Source organism: Marinobacterium lutimaris (assembly GCF_900108065.1).
Classification (GTDB): Bacteria; Pseudomonadota; Gammaproteobacteria; order Pseudomonadales; family Balneatricaceae; genus Marinobacterium_D; species Marinobacterium_D lutimaris.
This window is the reverse complement of the sequence record NZ_FNVQ01000001.1, coordinates 473050-499054: the sequence shown is the minus strand read 5'-3', so window position 1 is coordinate 499054 and position 26005 is coordinate 473050. Positions and strand designations below refer to the sequence as shown.

At 57.0% G+C, this 26005-nt stretch carries 26 protein-coding genes; 6 read left to right on the top strand and 20 right to left on the bottom strand.

Annotated features, from left to right (window positions below; genetic code table 11):
* Positions 1–21 precede the first annotated feature (21 nt).
* From truA to leuC, 7 genes are all read right to left on the bottom strand, one after another.
* The gene (gene truA / locus C4S72_RS02330) at positions 22–855 is read right to left on the bottom strand and encodes a tRNA pseudouridine(38-40) synthase TruA (protein ID WP_104001457.1); all 834 of its coding nucleotides are present in this window, start codon (positions 853–855) and stop codon (positions 22–24) included.
* A complete protein-coding gene (locus tag C4S72_RS02325; RefSeq protein ID WP_104001456.1) occupies positions 856–3672 on the bottom strand; it encodes a FimV/HubP family polar landmark protein in 2817 nt (938 codons plus the stop codon). It abuts the gene before it with no gap.
* A gap of 181 nt (positions 3673–3853) precedes the next feature.
* On the bottom strand, positions 3854–4855 hold the full coding sequence (locus C4S72_RS02320; protein ID WP_104001455.1) for an Asd/ArgC dimerization domain-containing protein: 1002 nt from the start codon (positions 4853–4855) through the stop codon (positions 3854–3856).
* Between the two features lie 95 nt (positions 4856–4950).
* Positions 4951–6066, bottom strand: a complete 1116-nt coding sequence (gene asd, locus C4S72_RS02315; RefSeq protein WP_104001454.1) for an aspartate-semialdehyde dehydrogenase — start codon at positions 6064–6066, stop codon at positions 4951–4953.
* A gap of 146 nt (positions 6067–6212) precedes the next feature.
* Positions 6213–7292, bottom strand: a complete 1080-nt coding sequence (gene leuB, locus C4S72_RS02310) for a 3-isopropylmalate dehydrogenase (protein ID WP_104001453.1) — start codon at positions 7290–7292, stop codon at positions 6213–6215.
* A 15-nt stretch (positions 7293–7307) separates the two neighbouring features.
* Positions 7308–7958, bottom strand: a complete 651-nt coding sequence (leuD, locus tag C4S72_RS02305) for a 3-isopropylmalate dehydratase small subunit (RefSeq protein WP_104001452.1) — start codon at positions 7956–7958, stop codon at positions 7308–7310.
* A 13-nt stretch (positions 7959–7971) separates the two neighbouring features.
* Complete coding sequence (leuC, locus tag C4S72_RS02300; RefSeq protein ID WP_104003017.1) at positions 7972–9393, bottom strand: 3-isopropylmalate dehydratase large subunit; 1422 nt, start codon at positions 9391–9393, stop codon at positions 7972–7974.
* A 113-nt stretch (positions 9394–9506) separates the two neighbouring features.
* Here leuC and C4S72_RS02295 point away from each other — a divergent pair, with 113 nt between their 5' ends.
* The 3 genes from C4S72_RS02295 to phaC are packed head-to-tail and all read left to right on the top strand — an operon-like array spanning position 9507 to position 12443.
* Positions 9507–10397, top strand: coding sequence for a LysR family transcriptional regulator (locus C4S72_RS02295; protein WP_104001451.1), 891 nt, complete (start codon positions 9507–9509; stop codon positions 10395–10397).
* Between the two features lie 58 nt (positions 10398–10455).
* On the top strand, positions 10456–11373 hold the full coding sequence (locus C4S72_RS02290; RefSeq protein ID WP_104001450.1) for a poly(R)-hydroxyalkanoic acid synthase subunit PhaE: 918 nt from the start codon (positions 10456–10458) through the stop codon (positions 11371–11373).
* A complete protein-coding gene (phaC, locus tag C4S72_RS02285) occupies positions 11370–12443 on the top strand; it encodes a class III poly(R)-hydroxyalkanoic acid synthase subunit PhaC (protein WP_104001449.1) in 1074 nt (357 codons plus the stop codon). The genes C4S72_RS02290 and phaC overlap by 4 nt, the downstream gene beginning before the upstream one ends.
* Positions 12444–12474: 31 nt before the next feature.
* Here the strand turns inward: phaC and phaR are convergent, their stop codons facing one another.
* From phaR to prmB, 7 genes are all read right to left on the bottom strand, one after another.
* Positions 12475–12999 (bottom strand): polyhydroxyalkanoate synthesis repressor PhaR, encoded by a 525-nt coding sequence (gene phaR / locus C4S72_RS02280; protein WP_235009021.1) that lies wholly within the window; start codon positions 12997–12999, stop codon positions 12475–12477.
* Positions 13000–13025: 26 nt separating this feature from the next.
* Complete coding sequence (locus tag C4S72_RS02275; RefSeq protein ID WP_104001448.1) at positions 13026–13280, bottom strand: DUF6489 family protein; 255 nt, start codon at positions 13278–13280, stop codon at positions 13026–13028.
* Between the two features lie 139 nt (positions 13281–13419).
* Positions 13420–14577, bottom strand: coding sequence for an MFS transporter (locus C4S72_RS02270; protein WP_104001447.1), 1158 nt, complete (start codon positions 14575–14577; stop codon positions 13420–13422).
* A gap of 10 nt (positions 14578–14587) precedes the next feature.
* Positions 14588–15442 (bottom strand): polyamine aminopropyltransferase, encoded by an 855-nt coding sequence (gene speE / locus C4S72_RS02265; RefSeq protein ID WP_200826645.1) that lies wholly within the window; start codon positions 15440–15442, stop codon positions 14588–14590.
* Entirely contained in the window at positions 15435–15896 is a 462-nt protein-coding gene (gene speD / locus C4S72_RS02260; protein WP_104001445.1) for an adenosylmethionine decarboxylase, read from the bottom strand. Before speD ends, speE begins: the two co-directional genes overlap by 8 nt.
* Positions 15897–16037: 141 nt before the next feature.
* Positions 16038–17129 (bottom strand): chorismate synthase, encoded by a 1092-nt coding sequence (gene aroC / locus C4S72_RS02255; RefSeq protein WP_104001444.1) that lies wholly within the window; start codon positions 17127–17129, stop codon positions 16038–16040.
* Positions 17130–17168: 39 nt separating this feature from the next.
* A complete protein-coding gene (prmB, locus tag C4S72_RS02250) occupies positions 17169–18089 on the bottom strand; it encodes a 50S ribosomal protein L3 N(5)-glutamine methyltransferase (protein WP_104003015.1) in 921 nt (306 codons plus the stop codon).
* Between the two features lie 65 nt (positions 18090–18154).
* Between prmB and C4S72_RS02245 the strand changes: the two genes are divergently transcribed.
* Both C4S72_RS02245 and folE read left to right on the top strand, forming a co-directional pair.
* A complete protein-coding gene (locus C4S72_RS02245) occupies positions 18155–18712 on the top strand; it encodes a Smr/MutS family protein (RefSeq protein ID WP_104001443.1) in 558 nt (185 codons plus the stop codon).
* A gap of 100 nt (positions 18713–18812) precedes the next feature.
* A complete protein-coding gene (gene folE, locus C4S72_RS02240) occupies positions 18813–19352 on the top strand; it encodes a GTP cyclohydrolase I FolE (protein WP_207894810.1) in 540 nt (179 codons plus the stop codon).
* A gap of 30 nt (positions 19353–19382) precedes the next feature.
* On the opposite strand, the gene C4S72_RS02235 is transcribed toward folE, so the two are convergent.
* The 3 genes from C4S72_RS02235 to C4S72_RS02225 are packed head-to-tail and all read right to left on the bottom strand — an operon-like array spanning position 19383 to position 22015.
* Positions 19383–20240, bottom strand: coding sequence for a patatin-like phospholipase family protein (locus tag C4S72_RS02235; protein ID WP_104001441.1), 858 nt, complete (start codon positions 20238–20240; stop codon positions 19383–19385).
* 18 nt (positions 20241–20258) lie between these two features.
* Positions 20259–21110, bottom strand: coding sequence for a DUF4892 domain-containing protein (locus C4S72_RS02230; protein ID WP_160115434.1), 852 nt, complete (start codon positions 21108–21110; stop codon positions 20259–20261).
* Between the two features lie 14 nt (positions 21111–21124).
* Entirely contained in the window at positions 21125–22015 is an 891-nt protein-coding gene (locus tag C4S72_RS02225) for an alpha/beta fold hydrolase (protein WP_104001439.1), read from the bottom strand.
* Between the two features lie 75 nt (positions 22016–22090).
* On the opposite strand from C4S72_RS02225, the gene C4S72_RS02220 reads away from it, so the two are divergent.
* On the top strand, positions 22091–23899 hold the full coding sequence (locus C4S72_RS02220) for a PglL family O-oligosaccharyltransferase (RefSeq protein WP_160115433.1): 1809 nt from the start codon (positions 22091–22093) through the stop codon (positions 23897–23899).
* On the opposite strand, the gene sixA is transcribed toward C4S72_RS02220, so the two are convergent.
* From sixA to C4S72_RS02205, 3 genes are read right to left on the bottom strand one after another with little or no spacing between them, the layout of a single operon-like run.
* Positions 23832–24281: a phosphohistidine phosphatase SixA gene (gene sixA / locus C4S72_RS26205; protein ID WP_407657696.1), complete on the bottom strand. Its 450-nt coding sequence runs from the start codon at positions 24279–24281 to the stop codon at positions 23832–23834. The two genes, C4S72_RS02220 and sixA, sit on opposite strands and share 68 nt — an antisense overlap.
* A 27-nt stretch (positions 24282–24308) precedes the next feature.
* A complete protein-coding gene (locus tag C4S72_RS02210) occupies positions 24309–25331 on the bottom strand; it encodes an NAD(P)H-dependent glycerol-3-phosphate dehydrogenase (protein ID WP_104001436.1) in 1023 nt (340 codons plus the stop codon).
* A 13-nt stretch (positions 25332–25344) separates the two neighbouring features.
* A complete protein-coding gene (locus C4S72_RS02205; RefSeq protein WP_104001435.1) occupies positions 25345–25548 on the bottom strand; it encodes a hypothetical protein in 204 nt (67 codons plus the stop codon).
* Positions 25549–26005: the final 457 nt, after the last annotated feature.

Genomic DNA, 26005 nt, shown 5'->3' with positions numbered 1-26005 from the left:
AAAACGCTTGACCTGAAACCTTCAACCCAAAAAATAGGGCCCGGGCTGAGTTTCAGGGATATCGAACTCCTGCGGATAACCGACATCCACGAAATAGAGCCCCCAGGGAGGCGCAGTCACACCACCCTGCCGCCGGTCACGTGCCTCAAGCACCTCTTTAGCCCAACCGGGCTCCGCTTCGCCGGCGCCGATCTTCATCAGCACACCAGAGACGTTGCGCACCATGTGATGCAGAAAAGCGTTAGCGCGGATATCGATAACAATCAGATTACCCGCCTGGAACACCTCGAGAGATTTCACCTCACGCACGGGGCTATGAGCCTGGCAGGCCACCGCGCGGTAAGAGGTAAAATCATGCTCGCCGATCAAATGCTTCGCAGCGGCCTGCATGCGGGTAATATCCAGCTGCTTATAGGTCCAGGTTACGCCACGTCCCAGCAGAGCAGGCTTTACCGGCGCACTGTAAATGAGGTAGCGGTAGCGTCGCTCCTGCGCAGAAAAGCGCGCATGAAAATCATCGCGAACAGGCTTCACCCAGCGGATCGCGATATCGTCCGGAAGATAGGTGTTGGTCCCCATAACCCAGGCACGCTCTGCGCGCTGCACCGGCGAGTCAAAGTGAATCACCTGGTGCGAAGCACTGACGCCGGCATCGGTTCTTCCGGCGCAGACTACCGCCAACGGATGATTAGCCACCCGGGAAAGAGCCTTTTCCACTTCGGTCTGCACACAGGTGACATTATCACCGCTCTGAGTCTGCCAACCATTATAGTGAGCGCCCGCGTATTCAACTGCGGCCGCATAACGAAAAAGGGCGACTTCAGTCGCCCTCTGATCCTGATCACTTATGTTCATTTATCCGTTCAGGGAGTCCAGCAAGCGCTGCGCCTCTCGTCTCTGGAAGTGGTTACCTTCGCCGAGGATCTCATTAAGGATATCCTTGGCTCCTTCCCGGTCTTCCATTTCGATGTAGGCACGCGCCAGATCAAGTTTGGTTTCGTTCTCATCCGCCCCTTCGAGCAGATTCAACGAGTCTAGAGGATCATCCGCCAGGTCCGAAGACTCGGTAGCGTTTTCCTCTTCTAAGGCGATCTCGTCATCGGTGGAGTCCAGCAGCTCATCCAGCTCGGCATCCAGATCAGTTTCGAGATCATGCGCAATATTGGCAGTGAGCTCCTCTTCGACCCGTTCACCCGGACGCATCTGAGGCTTGAATTCCTCTTCCTCTTCAGGCTCGAACGATGCAAGCAGGGCATCAAGATCGTCTTCATCGACCGAATTGCCCGCGGCCGCTGCCGCAGTGCCGGTTTCATCTTCCTCTTCATCGCCGTAGGAGTTGAGGAGCATCTCATCCAACGCATCATCGACCGCAGAATCATCCGGCTCGGTCAGCGGTTCCACCGTACCAAGACTGAATGTGTCTTCCAGTGTATCCACGTCTACCGACTCGTCGGTCAGCGGCGCTACGTCTTCGTCACTGGTCTCGCTCAGTGAGGAGAATTCATCCTTGGACTCAACCTCTTCGCTAAAGAAGTCTTCCAGCAGATCATCATCGCCGTCTTCGCCATCGAGTGTGCCGGCGCTATTGTCCACGGCGAAGTCCAGACCCGCAAGCTCATCCTCTTCAGACTCAGGCTCGGTTTCCTCTGACGTTTCGGCGCCTGGCTGACTCACGGCGAACTCAAGATCGTCAGGCAGATCTATAAGATCATCTTCTTCATCCGCCTCATCTTCACCAAAACCGTTCACGGCGAAGTCGAGTTCATCCGCTTCCAACTCAGGCTCCGCAACCTCTTCTGATTCAGTCGCGACAAGCGGCTCATCCGGCGCCAGGTCAAGATCGCTAAGATCATCGTCCAGCGCGCCCGGAAGCTCATCATCGCTGTCATTTTCAGCCAGCAGATCATCGAGTCCTGTATCGAGAGAATCATCCTCAGCTACTGGCGCAGGCTCTTCAAGCTCATCGACTCCCAGATCGAATTCGTCATCACTGATACTCTCGGCTGCCTCAGTCTCTTCAACGGCTTCGTCGAGATCCAGGTCCATGTCGAGATCCAGGTCACTGAGATCATCATCGGCCAGGTCGTTATCAGCCTTGGCCTGCAACTCCGACTCAGGCTCTGACTCATCCGCTGCAGCGCTAGCTGCCACAGCAGCACCCGCCGCACCCGCAGCCGCTGCGATCGCCATATCAGGAATCGCGTCAGAGTCAGCACTATCGACCGGAGCCTTGGGCTTGGGCTCAGAGGCTTCACGCACCTCAACAGCCTTATCTTCTTTACCCTTGCCGCGGCGGGCCAACAGCAGACCCAGAAGGAACGCCAGCAGGACAGCGCCACCGGCACCGGCCAGGTAGGCTGGGTTTTTCAGCATCTGATCGATAAAGCCTGCGGTCTCTTCGTCGGTCGCATCGCGCTGATCCAGCTGCTGCTGCATCATCGCCAACTCACGATCCTTAAGCTCGATCAGTTGTTGCATTTTATCGAGTTGGGAGACGATCGCGTCGAGTTTTTCATTAAGCTCGTTATTTTCGAGCTCTACCTTCGCTACCGACTCCTGGGTCAGCAAGAGACGGTTTTCGAGCTCTTCGTTGCGGCCAGCAAGATCCTGGGCATCCACAACACCCTCGGCACTTCCCGCGCCCTCTTCAGCGACTACTGCCGCATCCTCAGTAGACTGGGAGTCGTCGCTACTGGCGGTAGAGGCCTGATCGCTTTCAGCAGGCGTTTCGGGGGCTACAACCTTGAGCTGGCTGTCGCCATCGGACGCCTCACCAGCAGCAGTACCTGAATCCGAGCTGGTTTCAACCGGTGCGGCATCATCGGTTGCAGCGGCTTCCGGCGCAGGAGCCGGAGCGCTGGAACCACGGTTACGCCATACCTCGGTCTGACGGCGCGCTTCGGCTTTCGCTTCTGCAGCGCTCAGCTGCTTGATCTCTTCCAGGGTCGGCAGGCGCATAACCGTGCCGGCCTTCAGCATATTAATATTGCCGCCCGGGAAGGATTGGGGATTTTTGCGCTGCAGCGCAATCATCATCTGTTCGGGGGTTACGGAGCGGTTCGGACGATGCTCCAGCGCCAGTTCCCAAAGCGTATCGTCTACATCGACGTAGACTTCGGTGTTCGGGTTGGCTCGGGTTTTGATATTGGAAACATCTGCAGGCCGGGAAGGCGCCGCAAAACTGGTGCCCGGCGCTACCTGCTGCGTCGCAGGCGCTGCGGGAGCTACCGTCTGAGCGGGCTGGACGACCTGTGTGCCCGGTGCGGGCGTGGGGTCAAACAGCGGCGGATCCAGCAGCAGGGTGTATTCACGGACCAGGCGACCGCTGGGCCAGTTCACTTCAACCAGGAAGTTGAGGAATGGCTCCTTGATCGGGGTACTGGAGTTAAGGCGGATAACACCCGTACCGTCCGGCATCACCCTGACATCGAATTTTACATCGCTGAGAAAACGCGACTTGCTAATGCCAGCCAGCGAAAACTCGTCGATATCGGCCATACGCGGTTGAATCTGCAACGGCGACAGGTCTCGAACCTGCAGCAACTTGATTTCAGCATTCAGCGGTTCGTTCAGCGCCGAGTTAACCTGGATCGCTCCAAGTCCCAGGGCATTCGCCTGAGTTGCGCTGAGAGCCCCGGCAACCGCGAGGCTTAAAGCGAGTTTGCGCAGCATCAATTACTTCCTTCTCTAATTCGCGCGCTCTCCGACGAATATGCCACCAAAATCAGAGAGTTGCAGTTCCAGCGTCTGAACCAAGTATTATTGATTAAGTCTGCATCGGTCAAGACAGCTTTTAAACAGACGTTTGCCCGCGATCAGTTCCTTCTGCAGAACACTGCGCTACCGCTTTGTATCAGCTGTGCAGCCTGATCCAGTGCTCGGCAATCTGAACAGCATTAAGCGCACTGCCCTTACGAAGGTTATCGGTCAAAGCGCAGAGACCGACACAGCTATCGCTATCCGCTTCAAGACGCAGACGGCTGACGTGTACCTGATCGTTACCGACGGCACTTCCGACCGGCGTAACCGGCTTCTGTCCGCGATGGAGTATCACACTGTCTGCGGCTGACAGCAATCTTCCCGCCTGTTCTAAATCAACGGGCCGCGCTGTTTCCGCCTGCAACATCACTGAGACACCATAAAACGAAGGCACCAGGGCGGCCTGCATCACCACCTCAAGTTCGTCATCACCCAGAACTTCCTTGAGCTCGGAAACAAAACGACGCTCGGTAAGGGACTGGCCCTCGGCATCCACCTCTTCGGCAGGGGTAAGAACATTAAACGCGTACTGAACAGGGAACAGGCTCGGATCAGCATCACGGGCATTCAGCAGGCGCGCGGTTTCAGAGGCCAGCGCTTCCACGCCCGGACGACCAAGCTCGGCAGCGGATTGCATCGCAAAAGCGTTCAATTTCAGCAACTGGTATTCGGACTGCAGCGGCGCCAGGGACAACGCAGCGGTCACAACCGCGGAACAGGGGCTACCCACAATATCACCGCGTTCAATCTCAGCCAGCGCAGCGCCGTTAACCTCCGGCACGAACACTGGTGCTTCCTGCTGTCGTCCCGGATACAGGTCGATCACCAGAGCGCCTGCTTCTGCAGCTAACGCAAGCTGTTCGTCGGTCAAAGCGTTGTCGCCCAGGAAAATGATATCCAGGCCGCTTTCTGCACCCAGCTGATCGATCGGCCTTACCCGAGTCGAACGCCCCTTGTACATTAGCGCGCGACCCGCCTCATCCGGCTGATCGAACAGTTTCAGCGCATCGATCTGAAACTCACGCCCATCCAGAATCTCAAGCAGGTTTTCGCCAGTCAGGGTGCTGACACCGATAATCGCAACATTCACAGTCATATATTCCGCAAGCTTTATCAGGGTGTTAAAAACAAAAACAGCCCGGCCACTGGAAACCCAGGCCGGGCTGTTAGTTTAGTTCAAGCTAGACTTATTCAGTCTTCGATCAGGATACGCAGCATGCGGCGCAGCGGCTCCGCAGCACCCCACAGCAGCTGGTCACCCACGCTGAAGGCGTTGAGATAATCCGGGCCCATGCGCATTTTACGCAGACGGCCAACCGGGATACCCAGCGTACCGGTCACCTTGGCCGGGGACAGATCGGTCATGGTCACTTCACGCTCGTTCGGTACCACGCTGACCCAGTCGTTGGCCTCGGCGATCATCGCTTCGATCTCGTCCAGCGGCACATCGCGCTTGAGTTTAACGGTGAACGCCTGGCTGTGGCAGCGCATGGCGCCGATACGCACGCAAGTGCCATCGATCGGTACCGGACTGTCGTTCAGACCCAGGATCTTGTTGGTCTCGACGTAGCCTTTCCACTCTTCCTTGCTCTGACCCAGGTCGACGGCTTTGTCGATCCAGGGGATCAGGGAGCCGGCCAGCGGCACACCGAAGTTATCGGTGGCGAACTCACCGGAACGCATGGTGGCAGCGACCTGACGATCGATATCAAGAATCGCAGAGGACGGATCCGCCAGCATCGCTTCGGAGCCCGCATGGATCTGACCCATCTGCTTGATCAGCTCACGCATGTTCTGAGCGCCGGCACCGGAGGCTGCCTGGTAAGTCATGGAGCTGACCCACTCAACCAGATCCTGCTTGAACAGACCACCCAGACCCATCAACATCAGGGAGACGGTGCAGTTGCCGCCGACGTAGTTTTTGATGCCCTTGCTCAGGCCATCCTTGATCACGTCCAGGTTAACCGGATCCAGCACGATCAGACTGTCATCAGCCATACGCAGCGTGGACGCCGCATCGATCCAGTAGCCATCCCAACCGGACTCGCGCAGTTTGGCGAACACCTCGGTTGTGTAGTCACCACCCTGGCAGGAGACAATAGCGTCCATCTGCTTGAGCTCTTCAATGTCACGCGCATCTTTCAGAGCCGGAATATCTTTACCGATATTCGGGCCTGCCGCGCCAACCTGAGAGGTGGTGAAAAACACCGGCTCCGCAATGTGATCGAAATCCTTCTCTTCCAGCATACGCTGCATCAGGACCGAGCCAACCATGCCTCGCCAGCCTACAAAACCTACACGCTTCATTCGTGCCCCCAACTATTAATTTGCTTTATTAGCTTTTAAAACTCGCGACCCGGCAACAGATATACAAACGGGACAGACTCAACACTGATCGTCGGGTCTGTCCCGTCAGGGTTCTGCCTGGCGCAAGTGAATCTGCGCCGCCGGCCTTATGCCAGCGCTGCGACTACCGCATCACCCATTTCGGATGTGCTGACCTGACGCATACCGGCAGACAGGATATCAGGAGTACGCAGCCCCTGATCCAGCACTTTGCTGACCGCCTGCTCGATAGCATCCGCCGCTTCACCCTGGTCGAGCGAGTAACGCAACATCATAGCGGCTGACAGTATAGTTGCCAACGGGTTCGCCTTGCCCTGACCGGCGATATCCGGCGCAGAACCGTGACACGGCTCGTACATACCCTTGCCGTTTTTATCCAGGGAAGCGGACGGCAGCATGCCGATGGAACCGGTCAACATGGCGGCCGCATCGGAGAGGATATCGCCAAACATGTTGCCGGTGACGATCACGTCGAACTGCTTGGGCGCACGCACCAACTGCATCGCCGCGTTATCCACGTACATATGGCTTAGTTCTACGTCCGGGTATTCCGCCTTCAGCTCTTCCATGATTTCGCGCCAGAGCACGGTCACTTCCAGCACGTTGGCCTTGTCGACGGAGCAGAGCTTCTTGTTACGGGCTCGGGCCGCTTCAAACGCGACACGACCGATACGGCGGATTTCGTTCTCGTCGTAAACGTAGGTGTTGTAACCTTCGCGGATACCACCCTCTTTCTCACGCACGCCGCGCGGCTTACCGAAGTAGATACCACCGGTCAGTTCACGCACGATGAGGATATCCAGACCAGAGACCACCTCCTCCTTCAGCGTGGAGGCGTGCGCCAGCTGCGGGTAAAGAATCGCCGGACGCAGGTTGCCGAACAGCTCCAGTTCGGAACGGATACCCAGCAGACCTTTCTCCGGACGGATAGCGAAGTCGGGGTTGGTATCCCATTTCGGACCACCAACGGCACCCAGCAGGATCGCATCGGCGGCTTTGCAGGCGGTCAGCGTCTCTTCCGGCAACGGCTTGCCGGTGGCGTCGATAGCCGAACCGCCAACCTTTGCTTCGCTCAGTTCCAGCCCCAGGCCGAACTTGGCGTTGACGTTCTCCAGCACCTTGCGCGCTTCGGTCACGATCTCCGGGCCGATTCCGTCACCCGGCAACAGCAGTACATTCTTGCTCATTATTCTATTCCTGAATCAGTTATGAATGGCATCGAACAGCCAGGGAGCTTCCTGGCGGCGACGCTCTTCGTAAGCCTTGATCGAATCGGCATTCTGCAGAGTTAGGCCGATATCATCGAGCCCCTCCAACAGACAGTGACGACGGAAGCCATCAACCTCAAAGGCGAACTCTTCGCCCGAGGGAGAAACAACCACCTGACGTTCCAGATCGACGGTCAGCTGATAACCTTCGTTGGCTTCCACTTCCTTGAACAGCTGGTCTACCTGGGAATCGTTCAGCACGATCGGCAGCAGGCCGTTCTTGAAGCAGTTGTTGTAAAAGATATCCGCAAAGCTCGGTGCGATTACGGCACGAAAACCGTAATCATCCAGCGCCCAAGGGGCGTGCTCACGGCTGGACCCGCAACCGAAGTTCTCACGCGCCAGCAGCACGCTAGAGCCTGCGTAACGCGGCAGGTTCAGCACAAAATCCGGGTTCAGCGGACGCCCGGAGCAATCCTGGTCCGGCTGACCTTCATCCATGTAACGCAGTTCATCGAACAGGTTCGGGCCAAAGCCGGCACGCTTGATCGACTTCAGGAACTGCTTCGGAATGATCATATCGGTATCGACGTTGGCACGATCCAGCGGAGCGACAACACCGGTATGCTGGGTAAATTTTCTCATTTTCCTGCTCCTCTTACTGGTTCATCAACTCACGAACGTCAACGAAGTGGCCGGCAACAGCAGCCGCTGCGGCCATGGCCGGACTGACCAGGTGAGTACGGCCACCGAAGCCCTGACGGCCTTCAAAGTTACGGTTGGAGGTGGATGCGCAGTGCTCACCCTGACCCAGCTTGTCCGGGTTCATCGCCAGACACATGGAGCAACCCGGCTCACGCCATTCCAGACCGGCTTCGATAAAGATCTTATCCAGCCCTTCTTTTTCCGCCTGCTCTTTCACCAGGCCGGAACCCGGCACCACCAGCGCCTGCTTCAGGGTGGCAGCAACCTTGCGCCCCTTAACCACCTCGGCAGCAGCGCGCAGATCTTCGATACGGGAGTTGGTGCAGGAACCGATAAACACCCGATCCAGCTGAATATCGGTGATCTTCTGATCGGCAGACAGACCCATGTACTTCAGCGCACGACGAATTCCGTCGGCTTTAACCGCATCAGCTTCCGCCTCCGGATTAGGCACGTTAGCGTCTACCGGCAGCACCATCTCCGGAGAGGTACCCCAGGTAACCTGCGGTTTGATATCTTCGGCACGGATCTCGACCACATGGTCGAACTCAGCATCGGCGTCAGATACCAGATCCTTCCAGGCTTCTACTGCGCGATCCCACTGCTCGCCTTTCGGAGAGAACGGACGACCACGGAAGTATTCGATGGTCTTTTCATCAACCGCTACCATACCGACACGGGCACCCGCCTCGATCGACATGTTACAGATGGTCATACGGCCTTCCACGGACAGGCTCTGAATAGCGCTACCGCCGAACTCCATGGCACAGCCGGTGCCGCCAGCGGTGCCGATCACACCGATGATGTGCAGCACCACGTCTTTAGCCGTAACGCCCGCACCCAGTTCGCCATCAACACGCACCAGCATGTTTTTCATCTTTTTGGCGATCAGGCACTGGGTGGCCAGCACGTGTTCCACCTCGGAGGTACCGATACCGTGCGCCAGCGCACCGAAGGCACCGTGGGTAGAGGTATGGGAGTCACCGCAGACCACGGTGGAACCCGGCAGCGTCATACCCTGTTCAGGACCGACCACGTGAACGATCCCCTGGCGGTGATCGTTCATCTTGAACTCGACGATACCGAAGTCGTCGCAGTTGGAATCCAGCGTCTGAACCTGGATACGGGATACAGGATCAACGATCTGATCAACACCACCGGCACGGGCAGTAGTCGGCACGTTGTGGTCCGGCGTTGCCAGGTTGGCGTCGATGCGCCACGGCTTACGTCCAGCCAGACGCAGACCTTCAAACGCCTGCGGCGAGGTCACCTCGTGGAGGATCTGGCGATCGATATAGATCAGCGCACTTCCATCCTCGTTTGTGCGCACCAGGTGAGCATCCCAGAGTTTATCGTAAAGGGTTTTACCGGCCATCAGCTTGATCCCCGTATTCATTATGCTTTGACAGTCGCGCCATGCTATTGCAGTTGCCCCCGGTAGACAAATTCATTATTTTCTTAAATTAAATTCCTTATCGGAATATATCGATGAATCCCCAACTCGACAGCGCGACGCTTCAGGCTTTTGTCCAGGTCGCCGACAGCGGCTCATTTTCCGTCGCGGCAGAAAAGCTGTTCCTGACCCAGTCGGCGGTCAGCAAGAGGATAGCCCACCTTGAAGAGCAGGTTGATTGCCGCCTCTTCGACCGTATCGGCCGACGCATTACCCTGACCGAAGCAGGCAGAACCCTGCTGCCCCAGGCACAAAAGATTCTGCACGCCCTGGAGGACGCTGCGCTGTCGCTGCAGAACCTCTCCGGCGAGGTAACAGGCACCCTATCACTGGCTGCCAGCCACCATATCAGTTTGCATCGACTCCCCCCGGTATTGAGGGATTTCAGCACGCGCTACCCGGGCGTCGAGCTCAAGCTCAGCTTTGATGAGTCCGAGGTCGCCTACGACCATGTGCTCAGCGGCGAACTGGAACTGGCACTGATCACACTGGCGCCGAGCAACGACCCGCGCATTCACGCCGAAGTTCTCTGGGTCGACTCCCTACAATACGTGGTAGCTGCCGATCACCCGCTGGCAGCATTGGAAAAACCCGACCTCGAAGCCCTGACCCGCTATCCGGCGCTACTCCCCGCGCCCAACACCTTCACCCACCAACTGGTAAAGGATCAGCTGTCCGAGCAGGGGCTCAAACCCAACCTCGGCATGAGTACCAACTACCTCGACACTATTCGCATGATGGTGCGTATCGGTCTGGGCTGGAGCCTCTTGCCGGAAACGATGATCGACGAGGGACTCACCACCCTGCCGATCGCCAGTGAGCCTATTCTTCGCCCGCTGGGGTTTATCTACCACCGCGACCGCACGCTCTCGAACGCCGGGAGCGAACTGGTCAAACTGCTGCGCGATTACAGACAGCTGCGCTAGCCGGCCTCCCCTCAGCAGGGTAAGATCGCAGGTACATTTTCCTAGGACGGAGAGCCCTGTGGCCGATGATCTGCTGAAGCTGATGCAACAGTGGGCGACCTATCTGGACAAACAGAGCCATGAAGCCCCGGGAGGCACGCCTTTTAACTGGCAGTCACCTGACCCGACATCCGTATCAGGCCCTCAGGCCGAACTCATCAGCCTGCTGACCCAGCAGTCGCTGGAGTTCGCACGTTTCGCCGAGCAGATCATAGAACTGATTGAACAACAGGGGCGCCAGACCGAACTCAGCGCCCTGATCAATCATTTCCAGGACCATCTGCGCCGCCTGACCCAGGAGTGGATCCTGAGCCGCTGGCAGCTGCCGGAACAGCTCGGCGCACTGTTCCGAACACACAGTTTTCAGGACGACCTGCTGCTCGACAACCCGTTCATCCACGGTTTGAAAAGCCTGCTCAACACGCCTGACCAGCTCGGACTTCAGCATAGCCTGCAGCAGCAACTTAAGAGCGGAGTCGACCTGTTGATCGAATATGAACAAGCCCTGCGCCAGTACAGCGCGCACTACAGCGAAATCAACTCCTCGGCGACCCGCAATTTCCTCGATAGCATAGAGACTGCAGACCCAAGCATAAACGGGCTGGGGCAGCTCCATGACCTATGGGTCGAGAGTTATGAGGAGTGCTATTCCAAAGCGATCGCCACGCTGGACTACCGTAAGGCTCACGGCCGTATCAGCAATGCAGTCATGCGCTTACGCCTGTTTCTTCAACAGCTGCGTAATACTCAGCTGCAGCAACTGGGCATCCCTAACGAGGCGCAACTGAGCCAGATTCACCAGCAACTACACCAACAGCGTCGCGAACTGAAATCACTCAAACGCGAACTGAGTGAGCTGACAGAACTAAAAGAAGAGATTGAAGAGTTGAAACGCACCCTCGGCGAGAAAAACGGCGATAAAGGCAACAACAGATGAAAGGCCTGTCGCTTTCAGCAGAGACTATCCGCGAGGAACTGCAAACCTTCAACAACCGCCTCCAGCAAAGCTACCAAGTGCTGCAGCAGATCGAAGAGGTGGATGTGGGCGCTACGCCCCGGGAAGAGATATTCCGCAACGACCGGGTGCGGCTTTACTACTACCCCCCCACGGAAACCGGCGGTAGCAAACTGCTCCCACCGGTGCTTATCTGTTATGCGCTGGTGAACCGCCCCTATATCGCAGACCTTCAACCCGACCGTTCATTGATCGGCTCACTGACCCGTCAAGGCGTCCCTGTTTATCTTATCGACTGGGGCTACCCAGAACCTTCAGACCGCTACCTGACGCTTGAAGACTATATCGAGGATTATCTCGACAGCTGTGTCCGCGCCAGTTCAAAGCACGCCGCGCAAGAAAAGATCAACCTATTGGGAATCTGTCAGGGCGGCACCTTCAGCCTCTGCTACACGGCGCTTCACCCGGAGCGAATCGAGAGACTGATCACGCTGGTGACACCAGTGGATTTTCATACCGCAGATTTTACCCTGAGCCATCTGGCGATGGAGGTGGATGCGGACCTGGCGGTAGAAACCTACGGCAACATTCCGGGCGAGCTGCTGAACGATACCTACAATTCGCTCATGCCCATGCGCCTTGGCGTACAGAAAAACCTCGGTCTGCCCAAGCAGCTTAGCGACAGGGAGAAAGCACTCAACTTCCTGCGCATGGAAAAGTGGATCAACGACGGACCCGACCAGGCAGGGGAAGCATTTAAACAGTTTATCCAGCAGTTTTTTCAGCAGAATCTGCTTCTCAAGGGCGAAGCAGAGATCGGTGGCTGGAAGGTCGATTTAAAACAGATCAAGCAGCCGATTCTGAACATTATCGGGCGCCATGACCATCTGGTGCCGCCCTCTTCCTCTAAGGCCCTGAAGCAGGCGACTTCAAGCAGACATTACAAGGAGCTGATTGTCGACGCCGGCCATATCGGCGTTTTCGTCAGCTCCCGCGCCCTCAAGCAGGTTCCAGCAGCCATCTGCGACTGGCTGGACAGCCCTGCCGACTAAGATCACCAACCGAGCCGACGGCGCTGCACAATCAGTCTTTTTTCTTATCGGCACCACCCGCCTTGGTATCGGATGACTCACTGGCATCGGAAGCAGCGCCTGCGCTTGCTTCTTCATCGCCACGCTGAGAGAACATATTCCAGACCGCCATATTCTGGTCGGCAAAACGATTCATCATGGTCAGTGGATTAGCGGCGCCCATCATGGTCTGCATCTGTTCGCGGATGCGATCCTGATGCTCCAGAAAAGCGGCGATGCTCTGCTCCAGATACTGACTCATCATGCCCTGCATGCTGTCCCCGTAAAAACGGATCAGTTGCTGCAGCACCTGGTTGGTCAGAAGCGTGCCATGCCCCTCAGCCTCCTGCTCGGAGATAATCTGCAGCAGGATATTACGGGTCAGGTCGTTACCGGTCTTGGAGTCCTGCACCTGAAACTGTTCGCCGTTGAGCACAAGCTGCTTGACGTCTTCAAGCGTCACGTAGCAACTACGGGAGGTATCATACAGCCGGCGGTTGGTGTACTTCCTGAGAATACGCACGTCCGTCTCCTTCATTGCTTCTCTTTTTCCTCGAGCTTAAATCAGTCTTTTGAGCCGTCCTTACGACCGTATTGACTCATCATGGTGAATAACATTTTCTGCAGCGCCTCCATGGAACCCACACTGGAGTTCATATAAGGCTTGAGAAGACTAAGAGGATCGTACCCTTCTACGCCAGCATTCATCTGCTCGCGTACGCGATTGACCATATCATCCTGCAGACTGCTCACATCGGGCAGCCCCAGGGCACGACGCAGCTCTTCCGGGGTCATATCGACGTTGATAGTAAATTTCATACGACACTCCGCCTTGAGAGGAAGCTCGGGAACCTAACGCACGCCCCAACGATAATACCGATGGGGTCATCAAGCGTTTTATCGACTCCCGCACCTAACTGCTTGAACTATAGTATATGACCTGCATTGCAAAACAACGTCAAGCGGGATTTTGCTGCACTTTTGCCGGGTAAATCCAGAGCGTTGCCAGCACTATAGCCACCAGACAGGCAAGCGCCGACATCATAAATGCCGGCATACCTCCGCCCCAGGCCCATACATAGCCCGCCGCCACCGAGCCCAGAAAGCCACCAGCGCCAAAGCCAAGACTGGAAAAAAACGCCTGCCCCCGGCCTTGGGTCCGGGGCGGGAAATAGTGCTGAACCAGCGCAATTCCGATGATATGAAGACTGCCAAAACTGGCCGCATGCAATACTTGGGCAAAGGCCAGCACCAGCATTTGATCAGGAAACAGCGCCGTCAGCGTCCAACGCAAGACACTGAGCCAGAGACTCACCAGCATAATCGCACGATAGGACCAACGCTCCAGCACCGAGTGCATCCAGATAAACAGGACCACTTCCGCAATCACCCCCAGCGCCCAGAGCATTCCGATCACGCTGCGATCATGCCCCAGGGACTCGAGCATAGGGCTGAAAAAACTGTAATAAGGACCATGTCCGAACTGCACCAGAAAACAGATCGCAAAAAACGCGATCACCTGGGGCTGGCGCATCACTGCCCCCACCGAAACCGGAGCAGACTCTTGCGGCACCTCCTCCGGGCGCTGACCAACAATCAGCGTGTTCAGCCAGATCAGTACCAGCAGCCCCAACAGCACCAGAGGTAAAGTACGGATATCCAGCCAATCCAGCAGCCAGCCGGTGCCGATCACCGCGCCGATAAAGCCGATAGAGCCCCAGACCCGGATACGGCTGTAACGATTTTTCTCATCCCCCAGGTGACGCAGGGTGACCACCTCGAACTGCGCCAGTATCGCGTTCCAGAAAAAGCTGAAGCCCAGAGTAACCAGAGCGATATAGAGCGGCGTTTCCGCCCAGAACAGAAGCGCAAAAACCAGCCAGGCGCAGCATGCGCCCAGCCGAACGATCAGCATGCGCCGGCCGCTGCGATCCGCCAGCCAACCCCAGAGAGATGGCGCCAGAATCCGCGTCGCGTGCAGCATCCCCATGAGCACACCAACGGTTTGCGCACCAAAGCCGAAGGAGCCCAGGTACAGACTCCAGTAAGGCACCAGCGCACCGAGAAAGGCGAAATAGAAAAGATAGAAGCCGGACAGGCGAACCTGGGGAATCAAGAGCGCCCCGCTATGCTGAAAGCGCGTCGAGGATATACTGCGGCAGCGCAAAACTGCCCAGATGCAGCTGCGGATTGTAATAGCGGGTGCGGATACCGCTCGCTTCAAATCGCTGAGCCAGGACGCTCAGGTCAGGCGACCGCAGCGACGGATTATCGCTAGCCCAGGCAAAGGTCATGACGCCACCCGCATAGGTAGGTACCGCGGCCGCATAGAAAGATTGATCAACAAACAGCGGGCCGAGCCTCCGGGCGGTGGTTGTCACCTCGTCCAGCTGCAGGAAAGCCACGCCATTCTGCGCCACAAAAACCCCGCCGGGATTCAGGCAACGCTTGCAGCCCTCGTAAAAGCCGCTGGAAAAGAGCACCTCGCCGGGACCGACCGGATCGGTACAATCGGAGATAATCACATCGAAGTGATCCTCTGAACTGCGCACGAAGTTGACTCCGTCGTCGATCACCAGCTGAACCCTGGGGTCGTCAAATGCGCCGGCAGAGTGATTCGGCAGGTACTCCCTGCTCATTTCAATAACCGAGGCATCGATCTCGACCTGGGTTACACGCTCAACGCCAGGATGCTTGAGCACCTCGCGCAGCATACCGCCATCCCCACCGCCGATGATGAGCACAGAGCGTGCACCGCCATGAGCAAGCAGCGGCACATGGGTCAGCATTTCGTGGTAGATAAATTCGTCCGCCTCAGTGGTCTGAACGATGCCATCCAGCGCCATCACCCGACCAAAGCTGTTGTTACGAAAAATGATCAGTTCCTGATGCTCGGTGCGATGTTCAAACAACATCTCATCGATGCTCAGGGTCTGGCCGTAACCGGCATGGAGCTTCTCTTCAAACTTAGACTTAGCCATCGACATCAACCCTGCCCCGCTGCAACTCTTTCACCTTCAACTGTCTGGGCTCGAACGCCTGCTCCAGCACCGCGATGCTCTGCTCCGGGCGCGCCGCGCCACACATAAAAACATCGAAGGCCGCGAAATCACGTTCCGGCCAGGTGTGTACGCTGATATGGGATTCCGCCAGCACCGCCACGCCGGAAATACCGCCGTTCGGTGTGAAGTGGTGTAGATGAATATGCAACAGCGTTGCATCTGAGGCTTCTACGGCATCGCGCAGAGCCCGCTCCATCCGCTCGAGGTTGTCGAGATGGGAGGCGCCAAAGAGATCGATGATCAGGTGCGTACCGGCAAACTGGTAACCGTCACGCTGGATAAAATAATCCTTACGCACCTCGTCAGCCGATCCGGTCGGTTCGCTCTGCTCTCCGGCGATTTCGCCCGGGGCGTTATCGACAGGTTTCAGCATTTTCTTCCCTCCGAATCGTTTGACTCCAAAAAAACAGAGCCACCCATTGGCGGGTGGCTTCCCTCGGCTCGCAGCTCCACAAAGGTCGCGAGCGATATTGAGCCCGGCGAAGGCGTAGCACTCTCTGCCGGGTCGACGCCGTCAGCTTAACTGCGGCGTGGTGCGCTTAACGTCGCCATTCTGCGCCCGATCACGCAGCAGATGGTCCAGCAGCGTGATCGCCATCATCGCCTCGGCAATGGGTGTTGCACGTATACCTACACAGGGATCGTGACGCCCTTTTGTGACAACTTCGATAGCCTCACCCTGGGCGTTGATGCTTTTTCCCGGCAGACGCAGGCTTGAGGTCGGCTTGAGCGCGATCCCCGCGACGATATCCTGTCCGGTAGAGATGCCTCCGAGGATGCCGCCGGCGTGATTTGACAGAAAACCTTCCGGTGTCATTTCATCGCGATGCTCGGTGCCTTTCTGCTCGATCACATCGAAACCATCGCCGATCTCAACACCTTTGACCGCGTTGATACTCATCAGACCGTGCGCCAGCTCCGCATCCAGGCGATCAAAGATCGGCTCACCGAGCCCAACCGGCACGCCGGAAGCCACTACATTGATACGAGCACCCACGGAGTTACCCTCCTTGCGCAGCGCATCCATGTAATCCTCAAGCTCGGCAACGATCTCAAGATCCGGCGAGAAAAACGGGTTGGTGTTAACGGCCGCCCAGTCAAAGCGCTCCATATTGACCCTGATCGGCCCGAGCTGCGACAGGTAACCGCGCACCTGTACGCCAAACTGTGCCAACACCTTCTTGGCGACGGCGCCGGCGGCCACTCGCATGGCGGTTTCACGGGCAGAGGAACGCCCGCCACCGCGATAATCGCGGATGCCGTACTTCTGGCTGTAGGTGTAATCGGCATGGGCCGGACGGAAGGTGTCCTTGATATTGCCATAATCCTTGGAGCGCTGATCGGTATTCTCGATCAACAGCCCGATGGCTGTACCTGTAGTCTTACCTTCAAACACCCCGGAGAGGATACGCACCTCATCGGCTTCGCGACGCTGGGTGGTATGACGGGACGTACCCGGCTTACGGCGATCCAGCTCCACCTGCAGGTCCGCTTCGCAAAGCTCGATTCCCGGAGGGCAGCCGTCAATAATGCAGCCCAGCGCAGGGCCATGACTCTCACCAAAGGTGGTCAGGGTAAAAAGTTTGCCAATACTGTTTCCGGACATATTTTCCTATCCTGCCTGGGGCCGACGACTCAGGCCCAATCAAATACTATCAGCGAACTGGCGCAGCTCGGGCGCCGTTATCGTAAACACACCGTTCCCGCCCGACTCGAGTTCAACCCACATCAGCGGCAGCTCGGGGTATTGCTCCATCAGGTGGACTTCAGAGTTACCCACCTCGATGATCAGCAGACCATCGTCGGTGAGGAAGTCCGCCGCCTGGCGCAGAATCCGACGGGTAATATCCAGACCATCCGGCCCGGAGCCCAGAGCGAGATCCGGCTCATGCTGAAATTCACTGGGCATACTGCTGAGGTCAGCCTCATCCACGTAGGGGGGGTTGCTGACGATCAGGTCATAGCGGGTACCGGCGGCGATACCGTCAAACAGGTCGCTCTCGACGGCAAAAACCCTGTCCTGCAACTGATGGCGGGCGATATTTTTCTCCGCCACTTCCAGTGCATCCGCGGAGATGTCGACCAGATCCACCTCTGCCTCTGGGAAGGCGAACGCTGTGGCGATGCCGATACAACCGCTACCGGTACACAGATCGAGTACGCGCTCGACAGGCCCAGGCCGCAGCCAGGGCTCGAAGCTGTTCTCGATCAGCTCTCCGATAGGCGAACGCGGAATCAGCACGCGCTCATCCACATTAAAAGGCAAGCCCATAAACCAGGCTTCACCGGTAATGTAGGGCAGCGGCTTGCGCTCCTGTACCCGCTGACGCAGATATTCCAGCACGCGACGACGCTCGCTGCGTGTCAGACGGGCATCGAGCACATCCGGGCGCGTATCCCAGGGTAGATGCACGGCATTAAGCACAAGCTGCACCGCCTCGTCCCAGGCATTATCGGTACCATGACCGAAAAAAACGCCATACTCGTGAAAAGCGCTGAGACTGAAGCGGATATAATCGCGAATGCTTTCCAGCTCATCGAGCAGAGATGCTTGATCCAGATTCATTGCAAGTCCGATAATGGGAGGCTTAAACAGGCCGCACATGTTAATTAAATCACGCTCTAAACGCCATGTCTGATAAGCCGCAAAGCGATGCCTCCGAATTTTTCCTCGCCGTAGCCGACGTTTCTCCGTTGGAGAATGACCGTGCGCAACTGCGCAAGAACAAGCGCCTGCGCAAGCCCGTCGATGAAACCACCGACTATCGACGCCAGGCAGCGCAACAGGAACCCGAGGTATTTGTCGACGGACTTTCGACCACCGCGGTGGAGATTATCGAGACTGAGCAGGATCTGCTGTTTGTCGGCCCAGGCATTCAGATCCGCGAGATTAAGAAGCTGCGGCGCGGCCACACTCCCTGGCAGGCAGGCCTGGATCTTCACGGCTACACTCTTGAAGACGCCCGCGAGGAACTGTCCCGCTTTATCCGCGACAGCAAGAACAGCGGACTGCGCTGCGTCCTGGTGGTGCATGGCAAGGCGTACTCCCAACCGGGCCAGCCGGCACTTATAAAGTCCCACGTTAATGACTGGCTGAGACAGCTGCCCGCAGTCCTGGCATTTTGCTCTGCACAGCCGAAAGATGGCGGAACCGGCGCTGTTTATGTCCTTTTGAAACAAAAACCCTAGCGCAGAAGTATGTTATCTTTACCTTCGTGGCTCGATATCGTAATTTAGCCCACTTTTTTACAGCACAACCGAGAGAGAACCCGCACCGATGGATGCAGAGATGGAAAACGCCTACGCCAAAATCATCGAACGACTCGGTGAAGACCTGGAACGCGAAGGCCTCAAAGATACGCCGAAGCGCGCCGCCAAGGCGATGCAGTTCCTGACCCGCGGCTATCAGCAGTCACTCGAAGAGGTCGTTAACGGCGCTCTATTCCCGTCGGACAACAGCGAGATGGTGCTGGTCAAGAACATCGAACTCTACTCCATGTGCGAACATCACCTGCTGCCGTTTATTGGCAAGGCGCACGTTGCCTACATCCCCAACGGCCAGGTTGTGGGCCTTTCCAAAATTGCCCGCATCGTCGACATGTTCGCACGCCGCCTGCAGATTCAGGAAAACATGACCAAGCAGATCGCTGAAGCGATCCAGGAAGTCACTGGCGCTCAGGGCGTGGGCGTAGTGATCGAAGCCAAGCACATGTGCATGATGATGCGCGGTGTGGAAAAACAGAACGGCGAGATGAAGACCTCAATGATGCTGGGCACCTTCCGCTCCAACCCGGCGACCCGCAACGAGTTTCTGTCCCTGGTTAATTGATCAGCGTTTCATTGCTCAGCGCTAACTGATCTATTGATCAACGGAGTCAAACTCGATCTCCGGCTGCATCTCCCCCTGTTCGAATGCATCCAGATGACGCCGCGCCATCTCCTGGCCGGCGTCGATCAGCGCCTTGGCGCGATGGAACTCATGAAATCCACCGATATCCTTGGGCACACGGATAACCAGATCCGGGCTGTAGCCCGCGATCTTGTAGCGAGTCAGTGCGCTCTGCATCACTTCAATGGTGCTTAACAGAATACCCGCCCGACCCAGACTCTCCGGCGCGGTTACCTTCTGGTCCTCTTTGCCACCCTTATTGGCGAGCTGTCCGGCGAGAGACAATTGCCGCGCGTTTACATCCACGGCGATTATCAGATCAGCATGCTGCCCCACCGCCGCCACGATAGGCAGAGGGTTCAACACCCCACCATCGACGAGCATCCGCTCCCCCTGCATTACCGGCGTCACTATCCCCGGAATAGCCACGGAGGCCCGCATGGCGTAGAGCAGGCTGCCACGCTGAAACCAGATCTCCTTACTGGAATGCAGGTCAGTAGCGATAGCGGTGTAGCCGATGGGAAGGTTTTCGATAGCCGGATCGCCAATAATGTCGCGAATACGGCCAAACACCTTATCCCCGCGCACACTGACATCACGAAAGCTAAGATCAAGCAGACGCACCACGTCGATCCAACGCAGAGTTTCCGCCCAGCGCCGGTACTCCGCAAGACCTCCCGCGGCATAGAGCCCGCCGACCACCGCTCCCATGGAGCAACCCGAGATACCCGCTATGGTGTAACCACGAGCTTCCAGCTCGGCGATAACCCCAATATGCGCATAGCCCCTGGCGCCACCGGCACCCAACACCAGAGAGACCGTTGCCATGCCTGCCCCCTCTTCCTGCTAAAAACCCGAAACCTGTATCACGACCGCCATCTGCTTACGCCCACCAAGCACTTCAGGCGACAAAGCGCCGGCTCCAAATGCCTGTATTCTTGCCGGAGCAACACCTTCAGCAACGACCTGATCTTTGAGCCGGTCGGCCAGCTCCGCTGACTGACGCAGACTCAACTCGATATCCCGGCCCACCTGGTGCACTACCAACACCAGTCTTAGATCCGGCTTATCTGCCAACAGGGAAACAAGACTCTGCACCGCACTATCCGGAGCATCCGGCCAACCCGGCAGATTCGCATAGCCCTGCTGCTCAAGCGTACTCACCCAGCCGCTACTGTCATCCGATTCGTCCTGAACCCAGTCCAGGTTCAGATAAACCCGCCCATTACCGCGACGGACCGAGTAGATAACCAGGTAATCACTGCCACGGCGAGCCGCCATGTAACGCTGACTCTCATCGACGCCGTAAAGCCGGGCAGTTTCGAACAGATCGTTCGCCCAGATATTGCTGGCGCCACACTGACGACCGGCACACTCAAACAGGATATCCGCGCCGTTACGTTGCAACTGATCACGGAATTGGAGGAACCCAGACTCCGGTGTTTCTCCGGAAGGTAACTGCCAGGTTGTGCGATCCAGCGATCCGGTCAATTTCAATTCCCGATCGGTGCGGATCAAGCCGTTGATCTTCAACACCCGACCAAGCATTACGCGGTAATCAGGCGCCGGCAGGGCACGCTCCTGAACCACACTGCTCCTATCAACCGGCTCTATCCACTCTGGAACCTCTGCGACCACTGGCAGGGCAAAGCCACACAAAAAACCCACCAGCCCGAGACGGGATAAACCAACTCGCATACCTAATCGCATACCTAATCGCATAGTTCCGCTTTCTCCCTATAGCTATCTATACCGATAGTACGGTAAAACCCGGCGATCGAATCAACCACTGCGTCGAGCGTAACTTCTTCCATGTGTGGATGATGTCCGCCCTTGATCTCAGTTAGTGTAAGCCTAGCCAACCACTCCAGGCGCTTCCTCGACACCGGCGTTGCGATCCCTCCGTCAGCAAGACAAACGAGTACAGGCTGAACGATCTGCTCGAAAAAGCTCCTCACCTCCAGCTCAGTCATGCGCGCCACCGAAGGCGCTAACAGGCGGGGATCGTGGGACCAGCGGTACCCATCTTCAACAGATTCAACGCCCCTGGAAACAAGAAGCTCCGCAGCCGCTGCCCCGACAGGAAAACGCCCAAAGGTGCGCGCCCGAACCATCCGCTCAAGCTCGCGGTAGACCGACGGAGCCTTGGACGGCTGCCGTCGCCACTCAACCGCTCTCAGCATCTGTTCCCGCGCCTCTGCAGGCGCTTGCACTAATGGCCCCAGGCCCTCGAGCATCACCAAACTCTTTACTCGGTGAGGCTCAATTGCAGCGAGCATCGACAGTATGCCTGCACCCAGAGAATGACCGAGCAGATGCACACTATCCAGCTGCAACTCGTCCAGCGCAGCATGAAGGTCCAGCACGTAGTCCCAGATGGCATACCAATCACCCCGCGCCCGCCAATCCGACCGACCGTGACCGGGCAGGTCCAGGGCGATAAATCGAACGCCATCGAGACGGGGCGCGAGCAAGGCAAAGCTGGCGGCATTATCCAACCACCCATGAGCTGCGAAGATCGTTACCGGCGCATCCTGGGCACCGAACTCAAGACCCGCCAAGGCACGTCCATTTACCTGAATTTTCAGCTCTTTTGGTTTCATCTAATCCCCTTGTTCCGCTTCCCCAAGCATAACCGATCCGCTAGGATCTCACACAGAAGCCTGCTAGGAGCCCTTATGCCCACCCTGGAACGTACCGCCGGCACTCGTGACCAACGCGTTTTCTTTATCACTTTTACCCTGCTGGCGCTTGTAGCGCCGTTTTATTACCAGCCAAACCTGGGGGGTGAGGGACTATTCCTGCCTTACAACGCCAGTATCTGGATGGCGGGGCTACTGGTCATTGCAAGCGGAATTATGACGCTGATGAACAGCGACAAGGTGGTGGTACCTCGCCATACCTGGATGCTAATGCTGTTCCCTGCCGGAATAATTCTAGGCGGCTTTTTAACCGGCATAGACAGACCTTCGGAGTGGCTGATCCGGCTAGGCGTTATCGGCGGCGGCATGTTGTTCTGGTTCATGTTGTTTCAGCACCGACTGAACCGTCGCCAGATCGACGCAGCCATCTACTTGCTGCTGGCCGGCATCATGCTGCAAGGAATGATCGGCCTGATTCAGATGCTGCCCGATAATCCGCTGCTGCAGTGGATTCCCTGGGTTTCGGGAAAAACTGCTCCAGCAGGAATCTACCAACAGCCCAACCTTCAGGCATCGATGATGGCAACCGGGCTTGCGCTGGCGCTTTACCAGGCAACGACCCCCGCTTTTTCAAAACTGCACTGGCCCTTCAAGGCGCTGGTTTTTATAACCCTTTTCCTCTGCGCGTCTAACGTTATGCTCAGCGGCTCCCGGGTAGGGCTGCTTGGCGGACTTGCTGCCGTCATCTTTATCTCTGCAGGTCGCTATCGCCAGCTGGGTCGCCACAAAGTGATCACTTTGACCGCAATCATTGCCATTGCCGCAGGCGCAACTGCAGGCTCCACCATCAACAGTGGGGCGCTGAAGGCTGTCGCCAAGATGGACCGCCTTACCGCCGGAGAAGGGGTAAGCTCCGACGCCCGCCCACATATCTACAGCATCGCCTGGCGCAGCTTCCTCGATGCACCACTAGAGGGCCACGGCATCGGCAGCTTCCAGAAAGTATTTCAGGACCAGCGACCTGCATACTATGCCGAGACCCCTGGCTACAAAATCGACGACAAGCGCTTCAGCCACCCACATAATGAGCTTCTTTACTGGATGGTCGAAGGCGGCGTAATTGCACTCGCCTCAATTGCAGCTGCAGCCCTGGCCGTCCTTTGGCAGCTGATCCAATCAGGCTGGCAGCGCGGCGTTGCCATGGCAGGTTTGCTAATCCCTCTATCACTACACACTCAGGTAGAACTGCCGTTCTATATATCGAATGTGCACTGGTTTGTTTTTCTATTCCTGCTGTTTCTGGCTTTCCAACCGGGCAGAAATATCAAGCAACTGAGAATGAGCGGCTCCGCACGCAGCACGTGCAGCATAGTAACGCTGCTAGCCCCCGCCCTGCTGGTAATGTTCCTGACCCACTCACTACTGGCTAACGCTGGATTGATTCAGTATCTGCGCAGCAAAGGCGCCGAGCTTAAGCATCTGCAACCGGGCCTGAATGACTTATACTTCCGCGAGATCAGTCAATACTACCTGCTGCGTACTCTGCTTTATTCCGACATCCATAACGGAACTCGGGACAATACTCAGGATTTTATTAACTGGGCGGAAGACTTCCTGGCTCAGATTCCCGACAAGCAAACCTATCAGGACCTTGCTCGCGCCTATCTACATATCGGGAACAGATCAAAGGCCATAGCCACTATGGATGAAGTACACGCGATCTACCCTGACGATCAGCGCCTTGCGCGCTTTACCAAGGAGGTCAAAGAAGGGAAAGTCAGCCTGGAAAATGGTGCCAGCGGCGCAGCGAGCCAAGCCCAGCCGCAGGCCAGTCAAGGTCAATAACCGCAAGATCTGCTGGAGCAAACGCCCAGGGATGGGCTAAGGGACCTTCGCAGAGGTATGCTGCGGTTCTACCGACAAGTGGTTGATGACCTACAAGAAGCAGCGTATCCGCTGAAGAAAACTCCAGCTGCTGCAGCAGCGCGGCTGGTTCGGCGCAGGGTAAAAGCTCATCGACCGCCCTAACACCGACCGCCCCTGTATGGGGCTCCAGCATGGCCGCTGTCTGCTGGGTCCGAAGCCAGGGACTGCTCCAGACCTCTTTCACTTCAGCCAGGGCGGTAAGCAGGTCCTCACCAAGCCGAGATAAAGCTTCGCAACCAAACTGCGTCAACGGCCGATTCGGATCAGTATCAGAGCCAGCAACAGCCTCGCCATGACGCATCAATAACAGGCGCATCGTTCAGCCCTGTCAGTCCCGCGGCAGGACGAACTCAACATCACTGGGCTGCTCGTTCATCATCATGCGACGAGCCACCTCACTGATCGGAGCGCCCTCAAAAACAACCTGATAAAGACCGTCGACCAGGGGCATGTAGACATCCTTTTCCGCCGCTTTTTCGCGCACCAGCTTCAGGGTATTAACCCCTTCCGCCACCTCGCCCAGAGCCTCCACAGCCTCTGCCAGAGTCTTGCCCTCGCCCAGCGCATAACCGACACGGTAGTTGCGACTTAGCGGAGACATGCAGGTAACGATCAGATCACCGACACCTGCGAGCCCGAGAAAAGTCAGCGGATTAGCTCCCATGCTAACCGCAAAGCGGCTCATCTCCGCCAGGCTGCGGGTCATCAGCATGCTCTTGGTGTTCTCGCCCATACCGAACGCAGCGCTGAGACCGGCAGCAATGGCATAGATATTTTTCAGTGTGCCGCCAAGCTCAACCCCGTAGGTATCGCTACTGGCATAGACGCGAAAATAGGGACTGTGCAGAAGCGCCTGGATACGATCACGTAGCTCTTCGTCCTCAGAGGCAATGACCGTTCCGGTCAACTCCCTGCGCGCCACCTCCTTGGCAAGGTTAGGTCCGCTCAGCACGCCAACTCGCGCCTGGGGCACCTCGACAGCCAGAATTTCGCTCATCAGGCTAAAGCTTCCAGCCTCGATCCCCTTAGTGGTACTGATCAGCATCTGACCCGGTTTAAGCAAGGGACTCACCCGCTGCATCAAGCCCCTGACGGCGCTGGAGGGCACTGAAACGAAGACAATCTCGACACCTTCGAGAGCAGCCTCTAGATCGCTGGTAGCATGAAGATTCTCAGACAGCGCGTATCCAGGCACGTAACGAACGTTTTCCCGGTCCGCATTGATCTTCTCGGCGGCCTCGGCATTACGCATCCAAAGGCGGGTCTCAACGCCCTTTTCTGCGACCATATTGGCGATTACGGTGCCGAAGCTACCGCCCCCCAGTACTGCAACCGGTGCAGTCTCGGTCATGCCTATCCCCTTTTTACTCGATCTTATCCAACAAACGATTGATACCGTAGAACGCCAGCTTCACGACGCCGAACGCCAGTGCCGCCAAAGCAACAAACAGCAGAAGCTGCCGAACATCTTCGGTACGCTGATACCCGGCAATTCCCACGGCAGCAAAGAAGGCGCTGGCGATGATCGCCAGCAGGTTACTGATTTTGCCAGTGCGGTGACGATCCATTGCCAGACCTCTACTCAGTTCTGCTGCTGCCGCTCAAGTTCAGCCGCCTGCTTCGGCGCAGATTCTTCCTGTGAAGTCTCTTCAGCTGCACTGGCCTCTTCAGAGGTATCAGCTTCAGCTTCCGGCTTGACCTCAGACTCTACAGGTTCAGCGGACTCAACCTGAGGTTCAGCCGCAACGTGCTCAGAGTCAGTAACCTCCGATCCAGCAGCTTCCGACCCACTAACTTCCGAGTCAGCAGCTTCGACGCCTGCGACTTCAGAGCTAGCAGTTTCCGACTCGGAAGATTCAGCAATGCTTTCCACAGCGCTTTCGATCTCAACAGTATCGATCTCAACAGCATCGACCTTAACGGTTTCAGCCTCAATCTCAGAAACGTCTGTTTCTGCCTTATGCTCTGCAACTGGCGCTTCCGTTTCGGTCGCAGCAATTGTGGAAATTTCAGCTTCAGCCGCTG

Coding starts and splice junctions, on each gene's coding strand:
- truA (WP_104001457.1), bottom strand. CDS start 855: ATGAACATAAGTGATCAGGATCAGAGGGCGACTGAAGTCGCCCTTTTT.
- C4S72_RS02325 (WP_104001456.1), bottom strand. CDS start 3,672: ATGCTGCGCAAACTCGCTTTAAGCCTCGCGGTTGCCGGGGCTCTCAGC.
- C4S72_RS02320 (WP_104001455.1), bottom strand. CDS start 4,855: ATGACTGTGAATGTTGCGATTATCGGTGTCAGCACCCTGACTGGCGAA.
- asd (WP_104001454.1), bottom strand. CDS start 6,066: ATGAAGCGTGTAGGTTTTGTAGGCTGGCGAGGCATGGTTGGCTCGGTC.
- leuB (WP_104001453.1), bottom strand. CDS start 7,292: ATGAGCAAGAATGTACTGCTGTTGCCGGGTGACGGAATCGGCCCGGAG.
- leuD (WP_104001452.1), bottom strand. CDS start 7,958: ATGAGAAAATTTACCCAGCATACCGGTGTTGTCGCTCCGCTGGATCGT.
- leuC (WP_104003017.1), bottom strand. CDS start 9,393: ATGGCCGGTAAAACCCTTTACGATAAACTCTGGGATGCTCACCTGGTG.
- C4S72_RS02295 (WP_104001451.1), top strand. CDS start 9,507: ATGAATCCCCAACTCGACAGCGCGACGCTTCAGGCTTTTGTCCAGGTC.
- phaC (WP_104001449.1), top strand. CDS start 11,370: ATGAAAGGCCTGTCGCTTTCAGCAGAGACTATCCGCGAGGAACTGCAA.
- phaR (WP_235009021.1), bottom strand. CDS start 12,999: ATGAAGGAGACGGACGTGCGTATTCTCAGGAAGTACACCAACCGCCGG.
- C4S72_RS02275 (WP_104001448.1), bottom strand. CDS start 13,280: ATGAAATTTACTATCAACGTCGATATGACCCCGGAAGAGCTGCGTCGT.
- speE (WP_200826645.1), bottom strand. CDS start 15,442: ATGGCTAAGTCTAAGTTTGAAGAGAAGCTCCATGCCGGTTACGGCCAG.
- speD (WP_104001445.1), bottom strand. CDS start 15,896: ATGCTGAAACCTGTCGATAACGCCCCGGGCGAAATCGCCGGAGAGCAG.
- aroC (WP_104001444.1), bottom strand. CDS start 17,129: ATGTCCGGAAACAGTATTGGCAAACTTTTTACCCTGACCACCTTTGGT.
- prmB (WP_104003015.1), bottom strand. CDS start 18,089: ATGAATCTGGATCAAGCATCTCTGCTCGATGAGCTGGAAAGCATTCGC.
- C4S72_RS02245 (WP_104001443.1), top strand. CDS start 18,155: ATGTCTGATAAGCCGCAAAGCGATGCCTCCGAATTTTTCCTCGCCGTA.
- folE (WP_207894810.1), top strand. CDS start 18,813: ATGGAAAACGCCTACGCCAAAATCATCGAACGACTCGGTGAAGACCTG.
- C4S72_RS02235 (WP_104001441.1), bottom strand. CDS start 20,240: ATGGCAACGGTCTCTCTGGTGTTGGGTGCCGGTGGCGCCAGGGGCTAT.
- C4S72_RS02230 (WP_160115434.1), bottom strand. CDS start 21,110: ATGCGAGTTGGTTTATCCCGTCTCGGGCTGGTGGGTTTTTTGTGTGGC.
- C4S72_RS02225 (WP_104001439.1), bottom strand. CDS start 22,015: ATGAAACCAAAAGAGCTGAAAATTCAGGTAAATGGACGTGCCTTGGCG.
- C4S72_RS02220 (WP_160115433.1), top strand. CDS start 22,091: ATGCCCACCCTGGAACGTACCGCCGGCACTCGTGACCAACGCGTTTTC.
- sixA (WP_407657696.1), bottom strand. CDS start 24,281: ATGCGTCATGGCGAGGCTGTTGCTGGCTCTGATACTGATCCGAATCGG.
- C4S72_RS02210 (WP_104001436.1), bottom strand. CDS start 25,331: ATGACCGAGACTGCACCGGTTGCAGTACTGGGGGGCGGTAGCTTCGGC.
- C4S72_RS02205 (WP_104001435.1), bottom strand. CDS start 25,548: ATGGATCGTCACCGCACTGGCAAAATCAGTAACCTGCTGGCGATCATC.